The sequence below is a fragment of the Arthrobacter sp. AG367 genome, assembly GCF_007828995.1.
Taxonomy (GTDB): domain Bacteria; phylum Actinomycetota; class Actinomycetes; order Actinomycetales; family Micrococcaceae; genus Arthrobacter.
This window is the reverse complement of sequence record NZ_VIVE01000003.1, coordinates 359,527-381,298: the sequence shown is the minus strand read 5'-3', so window position 1 is coordinate 381,298 and position 21,772 is coordinate 359,527. Positions and strand designations below refer to the sequence as shown.

The 21,772-nt window shown below is 65.4% G+C and carries 20 protein-coding genes; 13 read left to right on the top strand and 7 right to left on the bottom strand.

From position 1 onward, the window contains the following. Nucleotides 1–5 precede the first annotated feature (5 nt). From trpS to FB478_RS11435, 3 genes are read left to right on the top strand one after another with little or no spacing between them, the layout of a single operon-like run. Nucleotides 6–1,049 (top strand): tryptophan--tRNA ligase, encoded by a 1,044-nt coding sequence (gene trpS / locus FB478_RS11445; RefSeq protein ID WP_018770224.1) that lies wholly within the window; start codon nucleotides 6–8, stop codon nucleotides 1,047–1,049. A 4-nt stretch (nucleotides 1,050–1,053) separates the two neighbouring features. Further along, the gene (locus FB478_RS11440) at nucleotides 1,054–1,758 is read left to right on the top strand and encodes a 2'-5' RNA ligase family protein (RefSeq protein WP_235509878.1); all 705 of its coding nucleotides are present in this window, start codon (nucleotides 1,054–1,056) and stop codon (nucleotides 1,756–1,758) included. Nucleotides 1,759–1,816: 58 nt separating this feature from the next. Beyond that, on the top strand, nucleotides 1,817–2,788 hold the full coding sequence (locus tag FB478_RS11435; protein ID WP_186447786.1) for a YihY/virulence factor BrkB family protein: 972 nt from the start codon (nucleotides 1,817–1,819) through the stop codon (nucleotides 2,786–2,788). 45 nt (nucleotides 2,789–2,833) lie between these two features. On the opposite strand, the gene FB478_RS11430 is transcribed toward FB478_RS11435, so the two are convergent. Further along, nucleotides 2,834–5,122, bottom strand: coding sequence for a hypothetical protein (locus FB478_RS11430; protein WP_223994424.1), 2,289 nt, complete (start codon nucleotides 5,120–5,122; stop codon nucleotides 2,834–2,836). A gap of 14 nt (nucleotides 5,123–5,136) precedes the next feature. Beyond that, entirely contained in the window at nucleotides 5,137–5,325 is a 189-nt protein-coding gene (locus tag FB478_RS11425; protein ID WP_056393454.1) for a hypothetical protein, read from the bottom strand. A 100-nt stretch (nucleotides 5,326–5,425) separates the two neighbouring features. Here FB478_RS11425 and FB478_RS11420 point away from each other — a divergent pair, with 100 nt between their 5' ends. Further along, a complete protein-coding gene (locus tag FB478_RS11420; RefSeq protein WP_056393455.1) occupies nucleotides 5,426–6,727 on the top strand; it encodes an ABC transporter substrate-binding protein in 1,302 nt (433 codons plus the stop codon). Nucleotides 6,728–6,752: 25 nt separating this feature from the next. On the opposite strand, the gene FB478_RS11415 is transcribed toward FB478_RS11420, so the two are convergent. From FB478_RS11415 to sdhC, 5 genes are all read right to left on the bottom strand, one after another. After that, the gene (locus FB478_RS11415; protein WP_144600482.1) at nucleotides 6,753–7,526 is read right to left on the bottom strand and encodes a carboxylesterase; all 774 of its coding nucleotides are present in this window, start codon (nucleotides 7,524–7,526) and stop codon (nucleotides 6,753–6,755) included. Nucleotides 7,527–7,616: 90 nt separating this feature from the next. Then, on the bottom strand, nucleotides 7,617–8,399 hold the full coding sequence (locus FB478_RS11410; protein WP_134164564.1) for a succinate dehydrogenase iron-sulfur subunit: 783 nt from the start codon (nucleotides 8,397–8,399) through the stop codon (nucleotides 7,617–7,619). A gap of 1 nt (nucleotide 8,400) precedes the next feature. Beyond that, nucleotides 8,401–10,200: a succinate dehydrogenase flavoprotein subunit gene (gene sdhA / locus FB478_RS11405; protein ID WP_018770217.1), complete on the bottom strand. Its 1,800-nt coding sequence runs from the start codon at nucleotides 10,198–10,200 to the stop codon at nucleotides 8,401–8,403. A gap of 108 nt (nucleotides 10,201–10,308) precedes the next feature. Then, nucleotides 10,309–10,770 carry a succinate dehydrogenase hydrophobic membrane anchor subunit gene (locus FB478_RS11400; RefSeq protein ID WP_018770216.1) on the bottom strand — a complete coding sequence of 154 codons (462 nt, stop codon included), beginning with the start codon at nucleotides 10,768–10,770 and terminating at the stop codon, nucleotides 10,309–10,311. 3 nt (nucleotides 10,771–10,773) lie between these two features. Further along, complete coding sequence (sdhC, locus tag FB478_RS11395; RefSeq protein ID WP_081620212.1) at nucleotides 10,774–11,154, bottom strand: succinate dehydrogenase, cytochrome b556 subunit; 381 nt, start codon at nucleotides 11,152–11,154, stop codon at nucleotides 10,774–10,776. 276 nt (nucleotides 11,155–11,430) lie between these two features. Between sdhC and FB478_RS11390 the strand changes: the two genes are divergently transcribed. From FB478_RS11390 to FB478_RS11350, 9 genes are all read left to right on the top strand, one after another. After that, entirely contained in the window at nucleotides 11,431–12,564 is a 1,134-nt protein-coding gene (locus tag FB478_RS11390; RefSeq protein ID WP_018770214.1) for a mannose-1-phosphate guanylyltransferase, read from the top strand. Nucleotides 12,565–12,663: 99 nt separating this feature from the next. Then, nucleotides 12,664–13,881: an amidohydrolase gene (locus tag FB478_RS11385; RefSeq protein WP_018770213.1), complete on the top strand. Its 1,218-nt coding sequence runs from the start codon at nucleotides 12,664–12,666 to the stop codon at nucleotides 13,879–13,881. 144 nt (nucleotides 13,882–14,025) lie between these two features. Further along, complete coding sequence (locus FB478_RS11380) at nucleotides 14,026–14,460, top strand: MarR family winged helix-turn-helix transcriptional regulator (RefSeq protein ID WP_144600480.1); 435 nt, start codon at nucleotides 14,026–14,028, stop codon at nucleotides 14,458–14,460. Between the two features lie 42 nt (nucleotides 14,461–14,502). Then, a complete protein-coding gene (locus FB478_RS11375) occupies nucleotides 14,503–14,934 on the top strand; it encodes an organic hydroperoxide resistance protein (RefSeq protein ID WP_018770211.1) in 432 nt (143 codons plus the stop codon). Further along, a complete protein-coding gene (locus tag FB478_RS11370) occupies nucleotides 14,931–15,947 on the top strand; it encodes an NADP-dependent oxidoreductase (RefSeq protein ID WP_018770210.1) in 1,017 nt (338 codons plus the stop codon). Before FB478_RS11375 ends, FB478_RS11370 begins: the two co-directional genes overlap by 4 nt. Nucleotides 15,948–16,240: 293 nt before the next feature. Continuing rightward, complete coding sequence (locus tag FB478_RS11365; protein ID WP_051081395.1) at nucleotides 16,241–17,311, top strand: BMP family protein; 1,071 nt, start codon at nucleotides 16,241–16,243, stop codon at nucleotides 17,309–17,311. A gap of 179 nt (nucleotides 17,312–17,490) precedes the next feature. Then, nucleotides 17,491–19,062: an ABC transporter ATP-binding protein gene (locus FB478_RS11360; protein WP_144600478.1), complete on the top strand. Its 1,572-nt coding sequence runs from the start codon at nucleotides 17,491–17,493 to the stop codon at nucleotides 19,060–19,062. After that, nucleotides 19,055–20,449 carry an ABC transporter permease gene (locus FB478_RS11355; RefSeq protein ID WP_144600476.1) on the top strand — a complete coding sequence of 465 codons (1,395 nt, stop codon included), beginning with the start codon at nucleotides 19,055–19,057 and terminating at the stop codon, nucleotides 20,447–20,449. The genes FB478_RS11360 and FB478_RS11355 overlap by 8 nt, the downstream gene beginning before the upstream one ends. After that, nucleotides 20,446–21,771: an ABC transporter permease gene (locus tag FB478_RS11350; RefSeq protein WP_018770206.1), complete on the top strand. Its 1,326-nt coding sequence runs from the start codon at nucleotides 20,446–20,448 to the stop codon at nucleotides 21,769–21,771. Before FB478_RS11355 ends, FB478_RS11350 begins: the two co-directional genes overlap by 4 nt. Nucleotide 21,772 lies beyond the last annotated feature (1 nt).

The following is a 21,772-nucleotide window of genomic DNA, read 5'->3' as shown; positions in this document are numbered from 1 at the left end:
TTTCCATGACCAGCCAGACTTCCTCCACTGCCAAGAAGCGCATCCTTTCCGGCGCCAAGCCCACCGCCGACTCCCTGCACCTGGGCAACTACATCGGTGCCGTGCGCAACTGGGTGGACATGCAGGCGGAGTACGACGCCGTCTTTTTCATCCCGGACCTGCACGCCATCACGGTGGACTTCGACCCCGCCGAGCTGGCCAAGCGGACCCGCATTGTGGCTGCCCAGTACATCGCGGCCGGCATCGACCCGGACAAGAGCATCTTCTTCGTCCAGTCCCATGTTCCCGAGCATGCGCAGCTTGCGTGGGCGCTGAACTGCATTACCGGGTTTGGCGAGGCTTCCCGGATGACCCAGTTCAAGGACAAAACCCAGAAGTCCGGCGCGGACTCCGCAACACTGGGCCTGTTCGCCTACCCCACCCTGATGGCCGCGGACATTCTCCTGTACCAGAGCGACCTCGTGCCCGTCGGCGAGGACCAGCGGCAGCACCTGGAACTGACGCGGAACCTGGCGCAGCGTTTCAACACCCGGTTCGGCCACACCTTCACGGTTCCGGAGGCCACGATCGTCAAGGAAAGCGCCAAGATCTACGACCTCCAGAATCCCAGCGCCAAGATGTCCAAGACGGGGGAGTCGCCCAACGGTGCCATCCAGCTGCTGGAGGATCCCAAGATCGCAGCCAAGCGCATCAAGTCGGCAGTGACCGACGCCGGCACGGACATCCGCTTCGACCCTGAGGAAAAGCCCGGCGTGTCCAACCTGCTGACCATCTACTCCTCGCTGACGGGCAAGTCCGTGGCGGAGCTTGAAGCCGAGTACCAGGGCAAGATGTACGGCCACCTCAAGGTTGACCTCGCCGAAGTTGTGGTGGACTTCATCACCCCGCTGCGCAACCGGACCAATGAGCTGATGGCAGATCCCGCCGAGCTTGACCGGCTGCTGGCCCTTGGCGCTGAGCGGGCCCGCGAGATCGCCTCCGTCACCCTGGCCCAGGTCTACGAGCGCATGGGCTTCCTGCCGTCCCTCAGCCTCGCGGGAGTCCGCTAGCGCCATGTCTTCGGGAAAAGTCACCGCCAGGGGAGGTGCCTGCTCTGCCGGCCAGGTGGAGCAGACCCTGGCTGACCGCTTGGGAGACCAGCCAGGCCGGAATGCGGCGGCGAACCATGAGGTGGCCCGCAGCGAAGAGGTCAGCGTGGGCGTCATCCTGGGCTTTCCGGCAGACATCGCCGAAGAGCTGCAGCGCTGGCGGGCGTCGTTCGGTGACCCGCTGGCGGACGTGGTACCGGCCCACATTACGCTGGTCACCACCACCCCCACCCAGGACTGGGAAGCGACCCTCCGGCATGTCCGCGAAGTGGCCCGCTGCCAGAGCCCGTTCATGGTGACCATCGCCGGGACCGGAACTTTCCGGCCCGTTTCCCCCGTAGTCTTCATCAATGTGGAGGACGGGTTCGAGCACTGCGTGGACCTGCACCGCAGGCTCCAGCAGGGCCCACTCCACCGTGAACTGCCCTTTGCCTACCATCCGCACGTCACCATCGCCCACGACGTCGCCCCGGAAAGCCTTGACGAGGCCGAAACGGTGCTGAAGAACTACAAGGCCACCTTCCCTGTGGTTAGCATGGGACTCTACGAGCACGATGCCGACGGCATCTGGCAGCTACGGGAAGAGCTGGACTTTGGGACCGAAACTGACAACAACGCCGGCACCCGGTTCACGGACGCTGCCGCGGACACCCCAACCGACGCAGGGTAACCAGCAGCCGCTGCCCACCGAGCAGGCCAGGCTGAAGCTGGAGGTCATCCAAAAGCGGATGGAATGGAACCGGGCGCGCAGGTCCGGCAAAAAATTCGGTGCCCTGATGGCCTTGGTTCAGTGGCTCACCGCCCGCCTGAACGTCCTGCGCCCCATGCGCGCCTTCCGGCACTACACCCTCCACTACGGGCCGCTGATGAGCGCCGGCATCGGCTTCAACATGTTTTTCTCCGTCACAGGCCTGCTGGCCACCGGCTTCTCCATCGCCGGGCTGGTCCTCAGCGGCCAGCCGGCGCTGCTGGACACCGTTATCGGCAGCGTGGCCGCCAGCGCACCGGGCCTACTGAAAGTCAACGGCGGACCGGGGCTGGTGGACCCCAAGGACATGCTGGATCCCAACGGCCTCGGCTGGACCGCGGTCATCGGTGCGCTGGTAACGGTGGTCACATCACTCGGTTGGATCAACGGCCTCCGGGACGGCCTGCGCGGCGTCCTGCAGCTGCCGCCGCTGATCGTCAATCCCATCGTGATGAAGCTGCGCGACGCCGGAACCCTGCTGCTGCTGGGCGTGGCCCTGGTGATCAGCGGCGGTGCATCGCTGGTGTTCGGCACACTGGCGGGTTGGGTAGCGGACTTCCTGCACCTCAGCGACGCCTTGGCCGGCCCGCTGACCACCTCCGTCAAAATCGTCGTCCCGCTGGTCCTGAACTGGGTCACGGCGCTGATCATGTTCCGGTTGGCCGCGGGGCTCAAGCTGTCCCGCCAGGCACTGGTCGAAGGCACCGTCCTGGCCGCCGTGGGCACCACCATACTGCAGATCTTCAGCACTGAACTTCTTGGCGGGGCCAGCCGCAATCCCATCCTGGCGCCGTTTGCCATCATCATCGGCCTGCTCATCTGGTTCAACCTCGTCAGCCAGGTCTACCTTGTCTCGGCAGGATGGGCGGCCGTCCGTGAAGCGGACCTGGAGTCGGACGCTCCTCCGCGCAAGACGATCCTCGGCGCACGCCGAACCACGCCCCAAACCTGACGCGCGCCCGGCCGTAGAATTGTCCGGCCCTCCAGCACAGCGACGTCAGGGGGCCGGCACCAGACCTTCCCACGCAACGGTCCAGCCGGGCGGAAAGCCCGGAGCGTGGCGGTCCGGGCCGTGGTCCCAGCCGGCAGCCATCAGCGCGGCCGCGGCAAGGAGCCCCCCGTTGCCTGGAAGGTACAACGGCAAGGAGTCCGTCTGCCGGTTGTGACCGTTCGTCAGGACTGTGTTCTTACCGGCCTCCTGCAGGAGCGCGTCGACGGCGTACTCCGGGTCCCCGAGCCGGGCAGCGGTCATCGCCATCACCGGGTAGTCCCACCCCCATGTGGTGGTCCAGTCCCAGTCGGCCAGGACATCCTCAAGGGTGGCCCGCATGACTGCCTCATCGATCAGGTCTGTCAGCGGCAGGACGCCCAGTGCGCAGAGCATCGAGGGATGGTCCGTCCTGATGGTGAAGGGCTCCACGTCCATTGCCGCATAGACGCCGTCGACTACGCGCGGGCGCACCAGCCCGTCAGCAACCTCCTGCCAGCATGCAACGGGCTCGAGGCCCAACCGTTCCCGCCAGGCGGCGGCAGTCCTGAGGCCCCACTGCCAGTAAGCGAGTTCGAACGTCGGGTTTTTGATCTTCGCCCGCATGGACCCATAGCTCTCCTGTGCGGGTATGAGCGGCGGCCCAAGTTCGAAACCCCTCGGGGTGCGATGGGCGAAGCCCGCCATGAACGCGGCGGTTTCGAACACGATGTCAGCGAACTCCTCCAGCACGTCAGGGCCCGGATTGGCCCGGTATAGCAGCTCGGCCAAATGGATGGGATGCGGCTGCTGCCAAATCAGGAACGTCCCGATCGGGCTGGGGCTCTCCCTGCCGTCCGGGCCTACCTGCTTGGGCCAGCGGGCGCCGTCGAAGCCCTGCGCCCGGGCGGTTTCCCGCGACGTTTCCAGCACCGTTGAGTACCAGCGCAGGGAGGGGAGGAGGAGCTCCGTCCGGTTCCAGTGCGCAAAATGGGCGGCGTGCCACCAATGCATCTCCAGGTGGAAGCGGCCGCGCCACGAGCTGCACACCAGGCCTGTTTCCTGCGGCGGCAGCGATCCGGAGCAGTTGACGGCCGTCAGGTACTGGGAGAGGACAATCCGGCGTTCGAGCTCCCTGGCCCGTGGGTCCGGCGTGGCAGCCAGCTCGATGGCACCTCCGGACGACCAGAACCTGGGCCAACGGTCCATGGAGGCGGCTGCAACGTTGCTGCCGGGCTGGTTTGCGCTGGGAACCGACGGCGCCGAAGGGGAAGGCCCGACGGCGGGACCCGCATGGCGGCCAACGCCCGCCTTGCCTGCCACTCTGGAAAGGCCCGCACCGCCCCGGGGGATACAGTCCCCGTCCGCGGCGGATATGAACTCAATGGACAGGTCCAGCGCCTCGGTGCTCGAGTGGACATCCGGCCGTATGCGCAGGTGGTGCGCCCCGGTCTGCTCCACGACCAGGCCTTGGCCGGTGATCACCACGCGGTAGCGCGCGTTGTCCAGTTCGCGGTCCACCGTCCAGCTGCTGGCCCCTGCATGGGATACTGCAGGTTGCGGTCCGTTGAGGATGGTGGTGTGGGCGCCCGGCAGATCCCACCCGGCGCCGTTGTGCCACGCCTCGGAGCCGTACGGGAAGTCGATGCCGATCACCAGGCCGTCACCCAGCGCGGGTGACTCCACCCGAATGCCTAGTTCGTCGCGGTCCGGATGGCAGGCTGTGGTGACCGTGGCCTGGTGGCCGGCGATGGCGAAGGTGCTGGTGACGATGCCCGTCCAAAGATCAAGAATCTGGCTGGCGTGGGAAAGCTCGCTGCTGCTGATGGGCCGGCTGGTCCCGTCCTGCAGCAGCTGGAAACCGATGCGTCCCAGATCCAGGCGGTGCGGGTTTGCCCGCAGCCATGCTTCGGCCGTTGAGGTGCCTGTCTCACGGTCATTGACGATGTCCCCCACCATGTCCACGTACGGCACCGGACCACGTGGGGAGTCGTAGAGGACCGTGGAACCTGCCAGGCTGTAACGATCGCCGCCAGGCATGGAGTGCCAGCCCCAGGTGGATTGGGTGCCCAGCAGCGTTCCCGGGGGAAGCGAGTCCTCACGGGGCCCCACGGGGTACTCGGCTGGCAGGCTTTGAAGGCCCGTGAGGTCCATGGTGAAGGCAAACTCCCCGTTGCCCACTGAGACAGGGCTTCGCGGATCAAGACTTTGCTGACGAACGTTGTGCCGCCGGACCAGCGCCTTCCTGTCAATCTGCTTGTGCCGCCGGTGGGACGTGGTCGTGGCCTCCGGCCGTACGGTGCTGGCGTGGCTGTGCACGGTGCACGCCCTCCTTACAGGTGTGTGGTGACTGATGCCGCGAAATGTCCGGGCATGGCCAGCGCGCCTCCCCGGAACGCGGCACCGGGGAGAAAGCGGTTTCTGGCGATTCCATCCTTGGCGGGTTCCACAGCGCTGTCAAGGGGCCGCCATGTGAAATCGTGCGCCGAGAACTCCAGGTCGATAACCGGTACGGAAACCATGACGGGATCCTATTGACGGGCTTTGCCCGCCGTTGATACGTTTCACGAAACCGCTTTCTCTCGCTCACCCACCCTTCTCACCAAGGAAGAAGCTTGCCCAATGACGCGCCCTGCTACCGGAACAATCCGTAAATCCCTTGCCGTCCTCTCGGCCGCAGCCCTTCTGGCCGTGACGGCCGGCTGTTCCAGCCCGTCGTCCAACAAGGCCGGGGACGGGCCCGTGGAGATCCGCTTTTCCTGGTGGGGCAATGCCGGCCGGGCCGAGCTGACCAACAAGGCCATTGCCGAGTTTGAGGCCGCCAACCCCAACATCAAGGTCAAGCCGGAATATGGCGACATCAGCGGCTACTTCGACAAGCTCGCAACCCAGATGGCCGCCAACGACGCGCCGGATGTCATCACCATGGGGGGCGCCTACCCCGCCGAATACGCAAACCGCGGCGCGTTGCTGGACCTGACCACGGTGCAGGGCTCACTGGACCTGTCAAGGATCGACCAGGGCGCCCTGGAAAACGGACAGGTCAAGGGCAAACAGTACGGCGTTTCCACCGGCGCCAACGCACTGGCCATTGTGGCCAATCCCGCCGTCTTCGCGGCGGCAGGGGTTCCGCTGCCAGATGACAGCAGCTGGAGCTGGGACGACTTCGCCAGGATTGCCGGTGACATCACCGACAAGAGCCCCCGGGGCACCTACGGAACTGCAACCGTGCTCACCCATGACTCCCTGGACGCCTTCGCCCGCCAGCGCGGCGAATCCCTGTACACCCAGGACGGACAGCTGGGACTGGGCAAGCAAACGGTGCAGGACTACTTCCACTACTCGCTGAAGCTTAGTGAATCCGGTGCCGCTCCGAGTGCTTCGGAGACGGTGGAGAAGCTCAATGTCAGCACTGAGCAGACCCTCATGGGCATGGGCAAGGCCGCAATGATGCTCACGTGGAGCAATTCACTGACCGCCCTCAGCAAAGCCTCCGGCGCAGACCTGAAACTGCTCAAGCTACCGGGGGAGAAGCCCACCCCGGGGATCTGGCTGCAGTCCTCGCAGTTCTACACCATCTCCGCACGCAGCAAGCACACGGACGCTGCCGCCAAGCTCGTGAACTTCCTGGTCAACAACCCGGCCGCGGCCAGGATCATCCAGAGCGACCGGGGCATCCCTGGCAACTCCGACATGCGCGCCGCCATCCAGGACATGCTCACCCCTCAGGGCAAGGTGGAGGCGGAGTACATCAACCAGATCGGCAAGATGGATTTCGCCCCAACGTACATCGGCCCCACCGGGTCAACCGCCGTCTCGGAGATCACCGCCCGGATCAACACTGACGTCCTTTTCAAGCGGGTCACGCCGGACAAGGCAGCCGAACAGTGGATCAGCGAGAGCAAGGCGGCTATCGGCAAGTAGGGCCGGCCAAACAGGCCGGGGAGGGTCAGGCAGGTGCGGCGTCGAGGTACTGGTCCGCCCAGGCGGCGATGATCCTGGCCGCCCGTGCGGCCTGGCCCTTGCCGGTGAGCAGGTGGTCGCTGCCCTCAAGGGACACGAAGTTCCTCGGATGCCTGGCCGTCTGGAAGATGGTGCTGGCATTCTCGATCCCCACGGTGTTGTCGGTGGGGGAGTGCAGCACCATCAGGGGCTTGTGCAGCTGCTTGATGCAGTCCGTCAGGTCCGCGTTCTCCAGGTCCTCCACGAAGTGCCGTCGGATCTCCACCCGCTTGCCTCCGAGGTCGACTTCGGCGCTGCCCTCGCTCAGGATCCTGTCCAGCGCGGCATCGAAAACGTGGGCCACATGTTTGGGGGAAAAGGGCGCTCCCACGGTGGCAACGGCGTCGAGCTCGGGTATCTCCCGCGCTGCGGCAAGAACCGCGGCGCCGCCGAACGAGTGGCCCACCAGCAGGGAGATTTCCTTCCCCTCCGCACGCATGAACTCCGCGGCCTTCACCGTGTCGGCCACTTTGTGGCTGAACGAGCCGGCGGACCATTCCCCGGCGGAGCCGCCCAGGCCCAGGTTGTCGAAGCGCAGCATTCCGATGCCGCTGTCCGCCAGCGCCTTGCACATCCGCGCTGCGGAGGGGCTGTCCTTGCCCAGCGTGAAACCGTGCGAGAAGACTCCCCAGCCCTTGACGGGGCCCTCCGGGACGTCAATGATGCCGGACAGCATCTCGCCGGTGGAACCGGCAAAGGACACTTTTTCGGAGCGGGACAAGGAGGACCCCTTTCTGCTGAAACGACGACGGCGCCCCCACCACGTGTGGTGAGCGACGCCGTCGGCCGTTATATCTGTTGGTGAACGTGCCTAGATCTTGCGGGCCAGGATGGCCTGCTTGACTTCCGCAATGGCCTGCGTGACCTGGATGCCGCGGGGGCATGCCTCGGAGCAGTTGAAGGTGGTGCGGCAGCGCCACACGCCTTCCTTGTCGTTGAGGATCTCCAGGCGCATGTCGCCGGCATCATCACGGGAATCGAAGATGAAGCGGTGTGCGTTGACGATCGCGGCGGGGCCGAAGTACTGCCCGTCCGTCCAGAACACGGGGCAGGAGGACGTGCACGCGGCGCAGAGGATGCACTTGGTGGTGTCGTCAAAGCGCTCCCGGTCCTCCGCGGACTGGAGGCGTTCCCGGGTGGGCTCGTGGCCCTTGTTGATCAGGAAGGGCATGACTTCGCGGTACGACTGGAAGAAGGGCTCCATGTCCACGATCAGGTCCTTCTCCACCGGCAGACCCTTGATGGGCTCCACGGTGATGGGCTTGGACGTGTCCAGGTCCTTCAGCAGCGTTTTGCAGGCAAGGCGGTTGCGGCCGTTGATGCGCATGGCGTCAGAGCCGCACACACCGTGGGCGCAGGAGCGGCGGAAGGACAGGGTGCCGTCCATCTCCCACTTCACCTTGTGCAGGGCATCCAGGACACGGTCCGTGCCGTACATGGTCAGGTGGAAATCATCCCAGGTGGCTTCCTCGGAAACCTCCGGGTTGTACCTGCGGACCCGCATGTGGACGTCGAACGTGGGGATTTCCCCACCCCCGCCAACGCCGGCAGGAAGTTCAACCTTTGAGGCTGGCTCAGCGATTTCAGCGGTCATCTTAGTACTTCCTCACCATCGGCTCGTAGCGGGTAAAGACAACCGGCTTGGTGGCGAGGCGGATACCGGCGATTGACTCCGCCGATCCGTCAGCCGGCGCATGGTCATCCTTGTACGCCATGGAGTGCTTCATGAATTTCTCGTCGTCACGCTCGGGGAAGTCCTCGCGGAAGTGTCCGCCGCGGGATTCCTCACGGTGCAGGGCGGCCACGGTCATGACCTTGGCCAGTTCCAGCAGGAAGCCGAGCTCAACGGCCTCGAGCAGGTCCAGGTTGAAGCGCTTGCCCTTGTCCTGGACGTTGATGCGCTTGTACCGCTCCTCGAAGGATGCGATGTCGCGCAGCACCTGGTTCAGGGTGTCCGCCGTACGGAACACCTGCATGTTGGCGTCCATCGTGTCCTGCAGTTCCTTGCGGATCTGCGCCACCTTTTCGTCGCCGGTGCCGTTGCGGGCAATGTCCAGCAGTTCGGTGGTGTAGGCCAGCGGGTTCTCCGGCAGTTCCACGAACTGGGCGGTCTTGGCGTATTCCGCGGCAGCGATGCCGGCACGCTTGCCGAACACGTTGATGTCCAGGAGCGAGTTGGTGCCAAGACGGTTGGAACCGTGGACGGACACGCAGGCCACCTCACCGGCGGCGTAGAGCCCGGGGACCACGGTGTCGTTGTCCTGGAGCACTTCGGTTTCGATGTTCGTGGGGATGCCGCCCATCGCGTAGTGCGCGGTGGGGAACACGGGCACCGGCTCGGTGTACGGTTCCACGCCCAGGTAGGTGCGGGCGAACTCGGTGATGTCCGGCAGCTTCGCATCGATGTGCGCCGGCTCCAGGTGGGTCAGGTCCAGGAGGACGTAGTCCTTGTTCGGGCCGCAGCCGCGGCCTTCGCGGACTTCGTTGGCCATGGAGCGGGCCACGATGTCGCGCGGTGCCAGGTCCTTGATGGTGGGGGCGTAGCGCTCCATGAAGCGCTCACCCTCCGAGTTGCGGAGGATGGCACCTTCACCGCGGGCGGCCTCGGACAGCAGGATGCCCAGCCCGGCCAGGCCGGTGGGGTGGAACTGGAAGAACTCCATGTCCTCCAGGGGGATGCCGCGGCGGAAGGCGATGCCCATGCCGTCACCGGTCAGGGTGTGGGCGTTGGACGTGGTCTTGAAGACCTTGCCGGCGCCACCGGAGGCGAACACCACGGACTTGGCCTGGAACACGTGCAGTTCACCGGAGGCGAGGTCGTAGGAGACGACGCCGGCCACGCGCTTCTGCTTGTAGGGCGTCCCGTCTTCGCGGACAGCATCCTCTTCGACCGTCAGCAGGTCCAGGACGTAGTACTCGTTGTAGAACTCAACGTTGTGCTTGACGCAGTTTTGGTACAGGGTCTGCAGGATCATGTGGCCGGTGCGGTCCGCGGCGTAGCATGCACGGCGGACCGGAGCCTTGCCGTGGTCGCGGGTGTGGCCACCGAAGCGCCGCTGGTCGATGCGGCCCTCGGGGGTGCGGTTGAAGGGCAGGCCCATCTTTTCCAGGTCCAGCACGGCGTCGATGGCTTCCTTGGCCATGACCTCCGCGGCGTCCTGGTCAACCAGGTAGTCGCCGCCCTTGACGGTGTCGAACGTGTGCCATTCCCAGTTGTCTTCCTCGACATTGGCAAGGGCTGCGCACATGCCACCCTGGGCCGCACCTGTGTGCGAGCGGGTGGGGTAGAGCTTGGTCAGTACTGCTGTGCGCGCGCGCTGACCGGACTCGATCGCGGCGCGCATGCCAGCGCCACCGGCACCGACGATGACGACGTCGTACTTATGGACCTGCATACCAGACGCTCTTTCTCTCAAAATTCGCTATAAAACAACGGGGCGGCTTTGCCTGCTCCGCAAAACAGGGCCCGCGGAAAAGCCCGCGGGCCCGGGGTTGTGCCAGTTCTAGGCAGGGCAGAATCCACCCGGAAGGGCAACGCCGTTCACCACGGGGCACGGGTTGAAGGTGAAGATGACCAGCGTGCCGAGGAGGATGATGACGACGGCGGCCGCGTAGAGGACGGTCTTCAGCCAGCGGCGGGTGGACGTCTTCTCTGCGTAGTCGTTGATGATGGTCCGGACGCCGTTGGTGCCGTGCAGCATTGCCAGCCAGAGCATGGCCAGGTCCCAGAACTGCCAGAACGGGTCTGCCCACTTGCCGGCCACGAAGCCGAAGTCAATGGCGTGGATGCCTTCGCCCACCATGAGGTTCACGAACAGGTGGCCGAAGATGAGGACCACCAGCACTACGCCGGAGAGACGCATGAACAGCCAGGCGATCATCTCGAAGTTGCCCCGTGAGCCGCTGCTGCGGCGGTACTGGGGGGCGATCCGCCCGCTGCGGGGGCTCTCGATCGTTGCAGTCATGGCTTAGTGACCTCCGAGGGCGAGGGATAGGTGGCGGATGGAGAAGGCGACCATGGTCACGACCCAAAGGGCCAGGACTGCCCACAGCATCTGCCGCTGGTACTTTGCGCCCTTCTTCCAGAAGTCGACCGCAATGATCCGCAGGCCGTTGAAGGCGTGGAACACGATCGCGGCAACAAGGCCGGTCTCGCCCAGCGCCATCAGGGGGTTCTTGTAGGCGCCGATCACAGCGGTGTAGGCCTCCGGTGACACACGCACCAAGGAGGTGTCCAGGACGTGGACCAACAAGAAGAAAAAGATCACTACACCGGTAATGCGGTGTCCTACCCAGGACCACATGCCTTCACGGCCGCGGTACAAGGTGCCAGCTGGTTTTGTCGGCACTGATAAACCTCCCTGCAACACAGCGGCGCTGGCATGAGATCCATGCGGGGGGAACGCCTGCTGCGAGAGCACTCGTAGCTCAGGCCTAAATCTAGGCTCCGCTAACAGCTTATTCAATTTCGGAGATTCTTGGTGCCCAGTACTGGAGCGGATTTTCCGGGGAAATGAGACGAACGCCACATCCCTGCAGGCTTTTGGGTACGACGGCGCCGCAAAACGCAGGTCTGATGTGTCGCCAAAGGAGCCGGTTGGGGCCGTTCCGCTAAAGTAGCCGTGATGAGTACAGACAAAGTGACAAGCCCGGCTTCACCCCTTGACCGCTTCATCGCGGTGATTCCGGCAGGCGGAGTGGGGACCCGCCTCTGGCCCCTGTCACGTGCAGCAGCTCCCAAGTTCCTTCACGATCTCACGGGATCGGGCAGCACGTTGCTGCGCGCCACCTATGACCGGCTGCACCCTTTGGCGGGCAACCGGATGCTGGTGGTGACCGGCCGGGCGCACCGCGACGCCGTATGCCGCCAGCTGCCCGAGGTGCAGGACGCCGACCTTGTCCTCGAGTCGGAGCCAAAGGACTCCGCTGCCGCCATCGGCCTTGCGGCGGCGATCCTGCACGAGCGCGATCCCGACACCATCATGGGTTCCTTCGCAGCCGACCAGGTGATCAGCCCGGATGATCTGTTCCAGCAGGCCGTCCGCGAAGCCATCCACACCGCTGCCACCGGCAAGATCGTCACCATCGGCATCAAGCCCACGCACCCGTCCACCGGCTTCGGCTACATCCGCTCCGGCAAGGCCCTGCACATTGAAGGCGCGCCCAGCGCCCACGACGTGGTGGAGTTCGTCGAAAAGCCGGACGAAGTGGTGGCCCAGCAGTACGTGGACAGTGGCGACTACGTGTGGAACGCCGGCATGTTCGTGGCACCGGTGGCGTTGATGCTCAAGCACCTTGAGGCGAACCAGCCCGAACTGTTCCAGGGGCTGCAGGAAATCGCCCGGGCGTGGGACACCCCCCGGCGCGACGAGGTCACGGCACGCATCTGGCCCACCCTGCCGAAGATCGCCATCGACTACGCAGTGGCCGAGCCCGCCGCCGAAGCCGGGGACGTCGCCGTCGTTCCCGGAACTTTCCGCTGGGACGATGTTGGCGACTTCGCCTCCGTTGGCCGCCTCAACAGTGCCAAGGAAGTGGACGACGTCACCGTCCTCGGCGAAGGTGCCCGCGTGTTCACCGAGAACTCAAGCGGCGTTGTGGTTACCGACACCAAGCGCGTGATCGCCCTGATCGGCATCCAGGACGTGGTCATCGTGGATACCCCGGACGCTTTGCTGGTGACCACCATGGCCAATTCCCAGCGCGTCAAGGCTGCCGTCGACGCACTTAAGGCAAGCGGCGACACGGACGTCCTCTGACCCGGAACCTGCCGGCGCCACCGGTGCCGGCAGTCTCCGGAATGTAATGAGGCGTCAGTGAATGGGCACTAAAGCCGGCACCCTCGCTAGAGTGAAACAGTGCGCAACTACACTACTGAAGCCGAGCCCACCGCCCTGGTGGCTCCCTGGCTTGAACCGCTTTTGCCGGAACTGATCGAATTCCGGCGGGACCTGCATGCGCACCCGGAGCTGTCCTTCAAGGAGTTCCGCACCACGGACAAGCTTGCCGAGCGGCTCGAAGCCGCCGGCCTGAGTCCCCGCCGCCTGGAAGGCACCGGGCTGACCGTGGACGTGGGCGAAGGTCCCATCGCCACGGCGCTGCGCGGCGACATTGACGCCCTGCCCATCATCGAGGAGACGGGCCTGCCGTTCGCGTCGAAGAATCACGGCGTCACGCACGCCTGTGGCCATGACGTGCACACCACCACCATGCTGGGCATCGCCCTGGTATTGAACCGGATGCACCAGGAGGCACCCCTTGGGGCCACCGTCCGGATCATCTTCCAGCCTGCCGAGGAAACGATGCCCGGCGGCGCGCACGCCTGCATCGAACAGGGCGTCCTGGAGGGCGTCCCCCGGATCCTGGCCCTGCATTGCGACCCCCGGATTGAGGTGGGCAAGGTGGGAACGCGGATTGGTGCCATTACCTCGGCTTCGGACACCATCCGGATCGAACTCTCCGGCCGTGGCGGCCACACGTCGCGCCCGCACCTCACCGAGGATCTGGTGTTCGCGCTGGCCCAGATCGCCGTGAACGTACCGGCCGTGCTGTCCCGCCGGGTGGACGTCCGCAGCGGCGTCTCCGTGGTGTGGGGCCAGATCACCGCGGGCTCGGCACCCAATGCGATTCCCGGCAGCGGCTACATGGCCGGGACCATGCGCTGCCTGGACCGCGACGCTTGGCACGCTGCCGGCGAACTCCTTGACGAAGTGGTCCACCAGGTGGCCGCACCGTACGGCGTGGACGTCCACCTGGAGCACACCAGGGGGGTGCCGCCGGTGGTGAACTCGGAACACGAGACAGCCATCATCGAAGCTGCCGCCCGGGCCGAAATCGGCGAGAGCGCCGTGGTGCTGACGCCGCAGTCCATGGGCGGCGAGGATTTTGCCTGGTTCCTGGCGGAACTTCCGGGAGCCATGATGCGGCTGGGCACCAAGACGCCGGGCGGTGAGGACTACGACCTCCACCGCGGCGATTACATCCTGGACGAGCGCGCCCTTGGCCTGGGCATCCGGGTCCTCACCGCAGCGGCGCTGCGGACCATCCGGGACCTCGAGCAGGCACCGCTTCCGTAACCTCTTTGGCCTGGGGGCGCGCCTGGCAGAGCCCGGCCGTAAAGGTGCCCTGCCGCCGTCGTTCGCATGCCGACGGCGGCGCAACAGGGGCTGCCCCACCTGCAGTAAGTTGTGCACAACTTAATTGTGGGCTATCGTTTCTGTATGACCGAAGCACCCCGCCTGGACCGGCAAGTCTGTTTTGCCCTGTACTCAGCTTCCCGTGCCGCCACCGCCGTCTACCGGCCCGTGCTGGACCAACTGGGGCTCACCTACCCGCAGTACCTGGTGATGCTGGTCCTGTGGGAAAGCGAACCCCGGGGCGTGAAGGAACTCGGCGGGGAACTTGGCCTCGACACCGGCACCCTGTCGCCGCTCCTTAAGCGCCTGGAAGCCCTGGGGCTGGTGGAACGGCGGCGGTCCGGCGAGGACGAACGCCGCGTCGCCATCCACCTGACGGATGCCGGGCGGAACCTCAGCGGCGCGGCCAGCGCCATTCCGCAGCGGCTGGCCGATGCCGCAGGACTTTCGCTGGACGAACTCGAACAGCTGCGGACCACCCTGGGCAAGCTCACGGCTGCCCTGCATGAATCGCTGTGAACCCGAATACTGCACCATCCCATCTACAGGACGGATTTTTTCGTGAAGACTCTCTACACCGCCGAGGCGCTGGCCTCGGGCGAAGGGCGCGACGGCGCTGCACGCAGCAACGACGGCAGGCTCGCAGTGGATCTCGCCAGCCCGGTCGAACTCGGCGGCAGCGGCCACGGCACCAACCCCGAACAGCTTTTCGCCGCCGGGTATGCCGCCTGCTTCCATTCCGCACTGCGCCTGGTCGGCCGCAAGGCAGGCGCTGACCTGACGGACTCGGCAGTGGCAGCGAAAATCCACCTGGGGCAGCTGGAGAGCGGAGCCGGCTTCGGGCTGGCCGCCGAACTGGAAATCGCCCTGCCCGCCCTGGACCTCGCCACGGCGGAAGACCTTGTGGCCAAGGCGCACCAGGTCTGCCCCTATTCCAACGCCACCCGCGGCAACATCAACGTCGACCTCAAGATCCTGGAGTACGCAGCATGAGCACAGCCCTTGCAACCACCACCCGCGAAATCCGGTTGGCTTCGCGCCCCGAGGGACGCCCGTCCAATGAGAACTTCGAACTTGCCGAGTCTCCGCTGCCCGCACTCGAAGACGGCCAGATCCTGGTGCGGAACCTCTTCATGTCCGTAGACCCGTACATGCGGGGCAGGATGAATGACGTCAAGTCCTACTCCGCGCCCTTCGCCGTGGGCAAGGCGCTCGACGGCGGGGCGGTGGGCGAGGTGATGGCGTCCCGGTCGTCCGCACACCAGGAGGGCGACGTCGTCGTGCATCCGCTTGGCTGGCGCGAGTATGCGGTGGTCGACGGCGCTTCTGCCACCCCCGCCCGCACTGACCTGGCCCCGGCGTCCGCTTTCCTGGGTGCCCTGGGCATGACCGGGCTGACGGCCTACACCGGTCTGTTGAAGGTTGCCGAATTCAAGCCGGGCGACGCCGTGTTCGTTTCGGGCGCGGCGGGTGCCGTGGGCTCGCTGGTGGGACAGATCGCCAAAGCCATGGGCGCCTCCCGGGTCATCGGCTCGGCTGGCTCGCCCGCCAAGGTGGCCCGGCTCCTGGAGCTCGGTTTCGACGCCGCGTTCGACTACCATGACGGTCCCGTTGTCGGGCAACTGGAAAAGGCGGCCGGCCCGGCCGGCATTGACGTCTACTTCGACAACGTGGGCGGCGAGCACCTCGAGGCAGCCCTGTCGGTCCTCAACGTGGGCGGCCGGGTGGCAATGTGCGGCGCCATCGCGCAGTACAACTCAACCGAACCCACTCCTGCACCCCACAACCTGATGCAGGCTATCGGGAAGCAGCTCACCCTCCGGGGCTTCCTGGTGGGCGGGCAGCGCCAGCACGCGGCGGAGTTTGCGGAGAAAATGGCCGGCTGGCTGGCGGACGGGACCGTGCGCTACGACGAGACCATTGTTGACGGACTGGAGAACGCGCCGCAGGCCTTCATGGACCTCCTGGACGGCGCAAACACCGGGAAAATGCTCGTCCGGCTGTAGCCGCCACCATCACGCACAAGCAGTAGGGACACCGCATCCGCGGTGTCCCTACTGCTTGGTAACAACTTGTAAACAATCTCCCGGCTGGGCTCCTGGCGTGCTATGGGGACGTGGCGCAGGCCACTAAAGTAAGTGCCATCAGTGCGCTCCGGCGCAGTGCTGCGTGCCTTCAGTGAAAACAGAATTTCAGCGCCGAAACGGACACTCATTGAATTCCAGCCCGTAGCGCCACTCGCATCATCCCTGGAGGAAAATTGAAGAAATCACTGCGTGCCAGCTTCAAGCGCGGTTCAATGGCCGGAGTGGCCACCCTCGGTGCGTCCGCGCTTGTGCTCACCGCCTGCGGTGCAGCCCCCGAAGCCGGAAGCACCTCATCCGCAGGTGCCAGCGACTACACGGGCTGCATCGTGTCGGACTCCGGTGGATTCGACGATCAGTCCTTCAACCAGTCCTCCTACGAGGGCCTGAAGAAGACCGAGAAGGACCTTGGCATCAAGGTCAACCAGATCGAGTCGAAGACCAATAACGACTTCGAACCCAACCTGCGGGCCATGGTCACGGCCGGCTGCAACCTGACCATCACGGTGGGCTTCCTGCTCGGCGACGCCACCAAGGCCCAGGCCACCGCCAACCCGGACAAGCACTTCGCCATCATCGACTTTGGCTACGACAAGCCCATCAGCAACGTCAAGCCGATCATCTACGACACCGCGCAGGCGGCCTTCCTCGCCGGCTACCTGGCTGCAGGAACCACCAAGACCGGCACCGTGGCCACCTTCGGCGGCATCAAGATCCCCACCGTGACCATCTTCATGGACGGCTACGCCGACGGCGTGAAGTACTACAACCAGCAGAAGGGCAAGAACGTCAAGCTGCTCGGCTGGAACAAGGATGCCCAGGACGGCAGCTTCACCGGCGACTTCGAAAAGCAGGACGTGGGCAAGCAGCTGACCAAGAACTTCCTGGACCAGGGTGCGGACATCGTCATGCCCGTGGCCGGTCCCGTGGGCAAGGGCGCAGGAGCCGCGCTTAACGAGGCCAAGGCTGCCGGCAAGGACGTCAAGCTGATCTGGGTTGACTCGGACGGCTACCTCACCGCCCCGGACTACAAGGGCATCATGCTCTCCTCTGTCATGAAGCAGATGGGCGAGGCCGTGGAGACCGTTGTCACTGAGGACAAGGACGGCAAGTTCAACAACACCCCGTACGTTGGCACCCTTGCCAACGACGGCGTGCAGCTGGCACCCTTCCACGACCTCGACTCCCAGGTCCCCGCCGACGTGAAGTCCGACCTCGAGAAGATCAAGAAGGACATCGTCGACGGCAAGCTGAAGGTCGAGTCCGCAGCCAGCCCCAAGGCCTGATCCACCACAGGAAGCGCCACCGCCGGTCCGTCACCCACTGGCCGGCCGGTGGCGCTTTTTGCTGGCCGAACGTTTACAGCGCCCGGCCGGCTCCTCCCGGGACTGCAGCCACTAGGCTGGTGCTGCAGCCATATATCCCGTCCGGTCGATCACCGGACGCTTCGAGATTGGTCAGAGTTTTGAAACTTGAACTCAGAGGGATCACCAAACGTTTTGGCACGCTCCTGGCCAACGACCACATAGACGTGGTGGTTGAGCCGGGACAGATCCACTGCCTCCTTGGTGAAAACGGGGCGGGGAAATCCACCCTGATGAATGTGCTCTACGGGCTGTATGAGCCGTCCGAAGGCGAAATCCTCATCGATGACAAGCCCGTCACGTTCCGGGGCCCGGGCGATGCAATGGCGGCAGGGATCGGCATGGTGCACCAGCACTTCATGCTGGTGCCGGTCTTCACCGTGGCCGAGAACGTAGCGCTGGGCGCCGAACCCACCAAGGCGGCCGGGTTCCTCAACCTGGACCAGACCCGGCAGCGCATCAAGGAAATCTCGGACCAATACGGCTTCGATGTGGACCCGGACGCCCTGGTGGAGGACCTGCCGGTGGGCGTGCAGCAACGGGTGGAGATCATCAAGGCACTGGTCCGCAACGCCAAGGTGCTGATCCTGGATGAGCCCACCGCCGTGCTGACTCCGCAGGAGACCGACGAGCTCCTGGATATCATGCGCCAGCTGAAGTCGCGCGGAACCTCCATCGTCTTCATTTCGCACAAGCTGCGCGAGGTCAAGGAAGTCTCGGACACCATCACCGTGATCCGGCGGGGCAAGGTAGTGGGCACGGCCGATCCCGCCGCCTCCACCACCGAACTTGCCTCGATGATGGTGGGCCGTGCCGTAAGCCTGACCCTGGACAAGGCTCCGGCCCAGCCCAAGGACACCACCTTCGAAGTCCGCGACCTCACCGTCATCGCGCCCAACGGCCAGCACGTCGTGGACCATCTCAGCTTCCACATCAAGCGCGGCGAGATCCTGGCCGTTGCCGGCGTCCAGGGCAACGGGCAAACCGAACTCACCGAAGCGATCCTGGGCCTGCAGGAGCGGGTCACCGGTTCCATTGTCCTGGACGGCAAGGAGCTCGTGGGCCGGTCCGTCAAGGAAGTCCTGCAGGCCGGCGTCGGGTTCGTTCCCGAAGACCGCAAGGTGGACGGGCTGGTGGGCACCTTCTCCGTGGCGGAGAACCTGATCCTTGATCTTTATGACAAGCCGCCCTTCGCCAAGGGGATCAGCATGAGCCCTGCGAAAATCATGGAGAATGCCAAGGCGCGCATCGGCGAATTCGATGTCCGCACACCCTCCGCCGCAGCCGCCGCCGGGACCCTGTCCGGCGGCAACCAGCAAAAACTTGTGATGGCCCGCGAACTTTCCCGTCCACTGCGCCTGTTCATCGCCTCCCAGCCCACCCGCGGCGTGGACGTGGGTTCCATCGAGTTCCTGCACCGGCGGATTGTCGCGGAGCGTGACCAAGGGACCCCGGTGATGATCATTTCCACCGAACTGGACGAAGTCATGGAACTGGCGGACCGCATTGCGGTGCTCTACAAAGGCAAGCTGGTGGGCACTGTCCCCGCCGGAACCAGCCGGGACGTCCTTGGCCTCATGATGGCTGGCATCCCGCCGGAAGAACACGCACACACCCCGCCGGCCGGCACCCCGGCCGCCACCTCCAACGCCGAGGGAGCCGACCATGCCTGACCAGCCTTCCCCCAAACACGCAGACGAAAGCCGGCACGTCGACAACGAACAGCCCGGCGCCGGGTCTGCCGCCGGCCAAAATGCTGCGGAGGAAACGGCCGCAGTAGTGGCCGTCGACACCGCCGGCGGGGCGATGCAGCCCTCGGCTGTTCCAGCCACGGCCCAAAGCGGACTGCTTCCCGGCGGCTCCGACACCGTCCTGCGCAGGATCTTCACCGGAAGCGGCATGGTGTCCGTGCTGGCAGTGCTGCTGGCGCTGATCATTGGCGGCCTGCTCATCGCGAGCACCGACAAGCAGGTGGCCACCACCGCCGGCTACTTCTTCGCCCGGCCCACCGACATGCTGACGGCCGTATGGAATGCTGCCACGCGCTCCTACATAGCGCTGTTCCAAGGCTCGGTGTTCAACCCCCGCGGCAATGGGCTGGCCGCACAGTTCGCACCCTTCATGGAGACCCTCACCATCGCCACGCCGCTCATCACGGCCGGCCTGGGCGTGGCGCTGGCGTTCCGGGCCGGGCTCTTCAACATCGGCGCCCAGGGGCAGATCATCGTGGCCGGCATCCTGGCGGCCTGGGTGGGCTTCGCCCTGCACCTGCCGTTCGGCCTGCACCTGCTGCTGGTGCTGGTGGCCGGCATCATTGGCGGCGCCCTCTGGGGCGGCCTCGCCGGCCTGCTGAAGGCCCGCACCGGAGCCCACGAAGTCATCCTGACCATTATGTTCAACTACATCGCGCTGTACTTCCTGCGCTACCTGCTGAATACCCCGGCGTTCCAGCGGCCGGGGGAGTCGAACCCCATTTCGCCCATCCTGGATCCCAGCGCTGTCTACCCCCAGATCCTGGGCAGCCAGTACCGGCTGCACCTTGGCTTCATTCTGGCCATCGCGGCCACAGTCCTGGTGTGGTGGCTCCTCAACCGGTCCACGGTGGGCTTCGAGTTCCGTGCCGTGGGCGCCAACCCCAAGGCAGCCCAGACCGCCGGCATCAACGTCTCCCGCTCCACCGTCCTGGTCATGGCCATCGCCGGCGGGCTCGCAGGCATGTCAGGCGTGGCCCAGGTCGCGGGCACGGAGAAGGTGCTCACGGACGGAGTCGCCGCCACGTACGGCTTTGACGCCATCACGGTCGCCTTGCTGGGACGTTCGACGCCGTGGGGCACCTTCGCTGCCGGCCTGCTGTTCGGCGCCTTCCGCGCCGGGGCGGTCCAGATGCAGATCCAGACCGGCACCCCCATCGACATCGTCCTGGTGGTCCAGTCCCTGATTGTCCTTTTCATTGCCGCGCCGCCGCTGGTGCGGGCCGTCTTTGGACTGAACCCGCGGCGCAGGAAGCCCGCGCGCGCAGCCAAGTCCGGGCAGGCAGCCACTACCGGAGGTGCCGCATGAGCACAACAGTTTCATCGTCCAGGCCGGGCAAACCCCAGCCCGGAGGGCCCAAGGCGGACGCCCCTTCCGCAGCGCCGGCGGGCAAACCCGTCAGCTGGAAGACTCCCGTCCTGCTCGCTGTCTTCGCCCTGGTCTCCCTGGTGTTCTTCGGATTCCTGGCGCCCAGCCAGACGGCCAGCTTTGGCATCTCCACCGGCGGCGACTTCTTCCAGCTGCCTGCATTGGAGATCAATGCGTTTGCCGGCGGCATCGTACTGTCGGTAGTGCTCATGGCGCTGGCAGGATACGCCGTCTACCTGAAGACCAAGAACCAGCCGGCTCCGGGCTGGTTGGCGGTCACGTTCATCGTGATCTTCGTGGCGGCCTTCCTTATTTGGGTGGTGGGCGGGGCCCGCACCCCCGCCATCTCGCTGGCGGGGCTCATCGCCGGGTCCGTCACGCTTGCGGTTCCGCTCGTGTTCGGTTCATTGTCCGGTGTCCTGTGCGAGCGGGTGGGCGTGGTCAACATCGCCATTGAAGGACAGCTCCTGGGCGGTGCATTCACCGCAGCCATCGTTGCCAGCATGACAAAGAACGCCTTCATCGGGCTGCTGGCCGCGGCCATTGCCGGGGCGGTCGTGTCCATGGTGCTGGCGCTGTTCAGCATCAAGTACCTGGTGAACCAGATCATCGTTGGCGTCGTCCTCAACGTCCTGGTCTCAGGGGTGACGGGCTTCCTCTTCAGCACCGTGATGCAGGCCAACAAAGCCCAGTTCAACTCACCGCCGGGGCTGGACGTCATCGACATCCCCATCCTCTCCAGCATCCCCATCATCGGCCCCATCCTGTTCCGGCAGTCGCTGGTGGGCTACCTCATGTATGTGGCCGTCGCGGTGGTTTGGGTAGGCCTGTTCAAGACCAGGTGGGGCCTGCGCGTCCGGGCAGTGGGGGAGCACCCCCAGGCCGCAGATACCCTTGGCATCAACGTCAACGCCACGCGGTTCTGGAACGTGACCCTGGGCGGTGCCGTTGCCGGAATTGGCGGCTCCTTCTTCACCCTGGTAGCGATCGACAGCTTCACCAAGGAGATTTCCGGCGGCCGCGGCTTCATCGCGCTGGCCGCCCTCATCTTTGGCCGCTGGAACCCGGTGGGCGCCTTCTTCGCGGCACTCCTGTTCGGTTTCGCCGACAACCTGCAGAGCATCGTGACCATCATCGGCACCCCGGTGCCCAGCCAGTTCATGGCCATGCTGCCCTACCTGGTGACCGTCCTCGCCGTCGCCGGCCTGGTAGGCAAATCCAGGGGCCCGGCCGCCAGCGGCATCCCCTACGTCAAGGGATGAC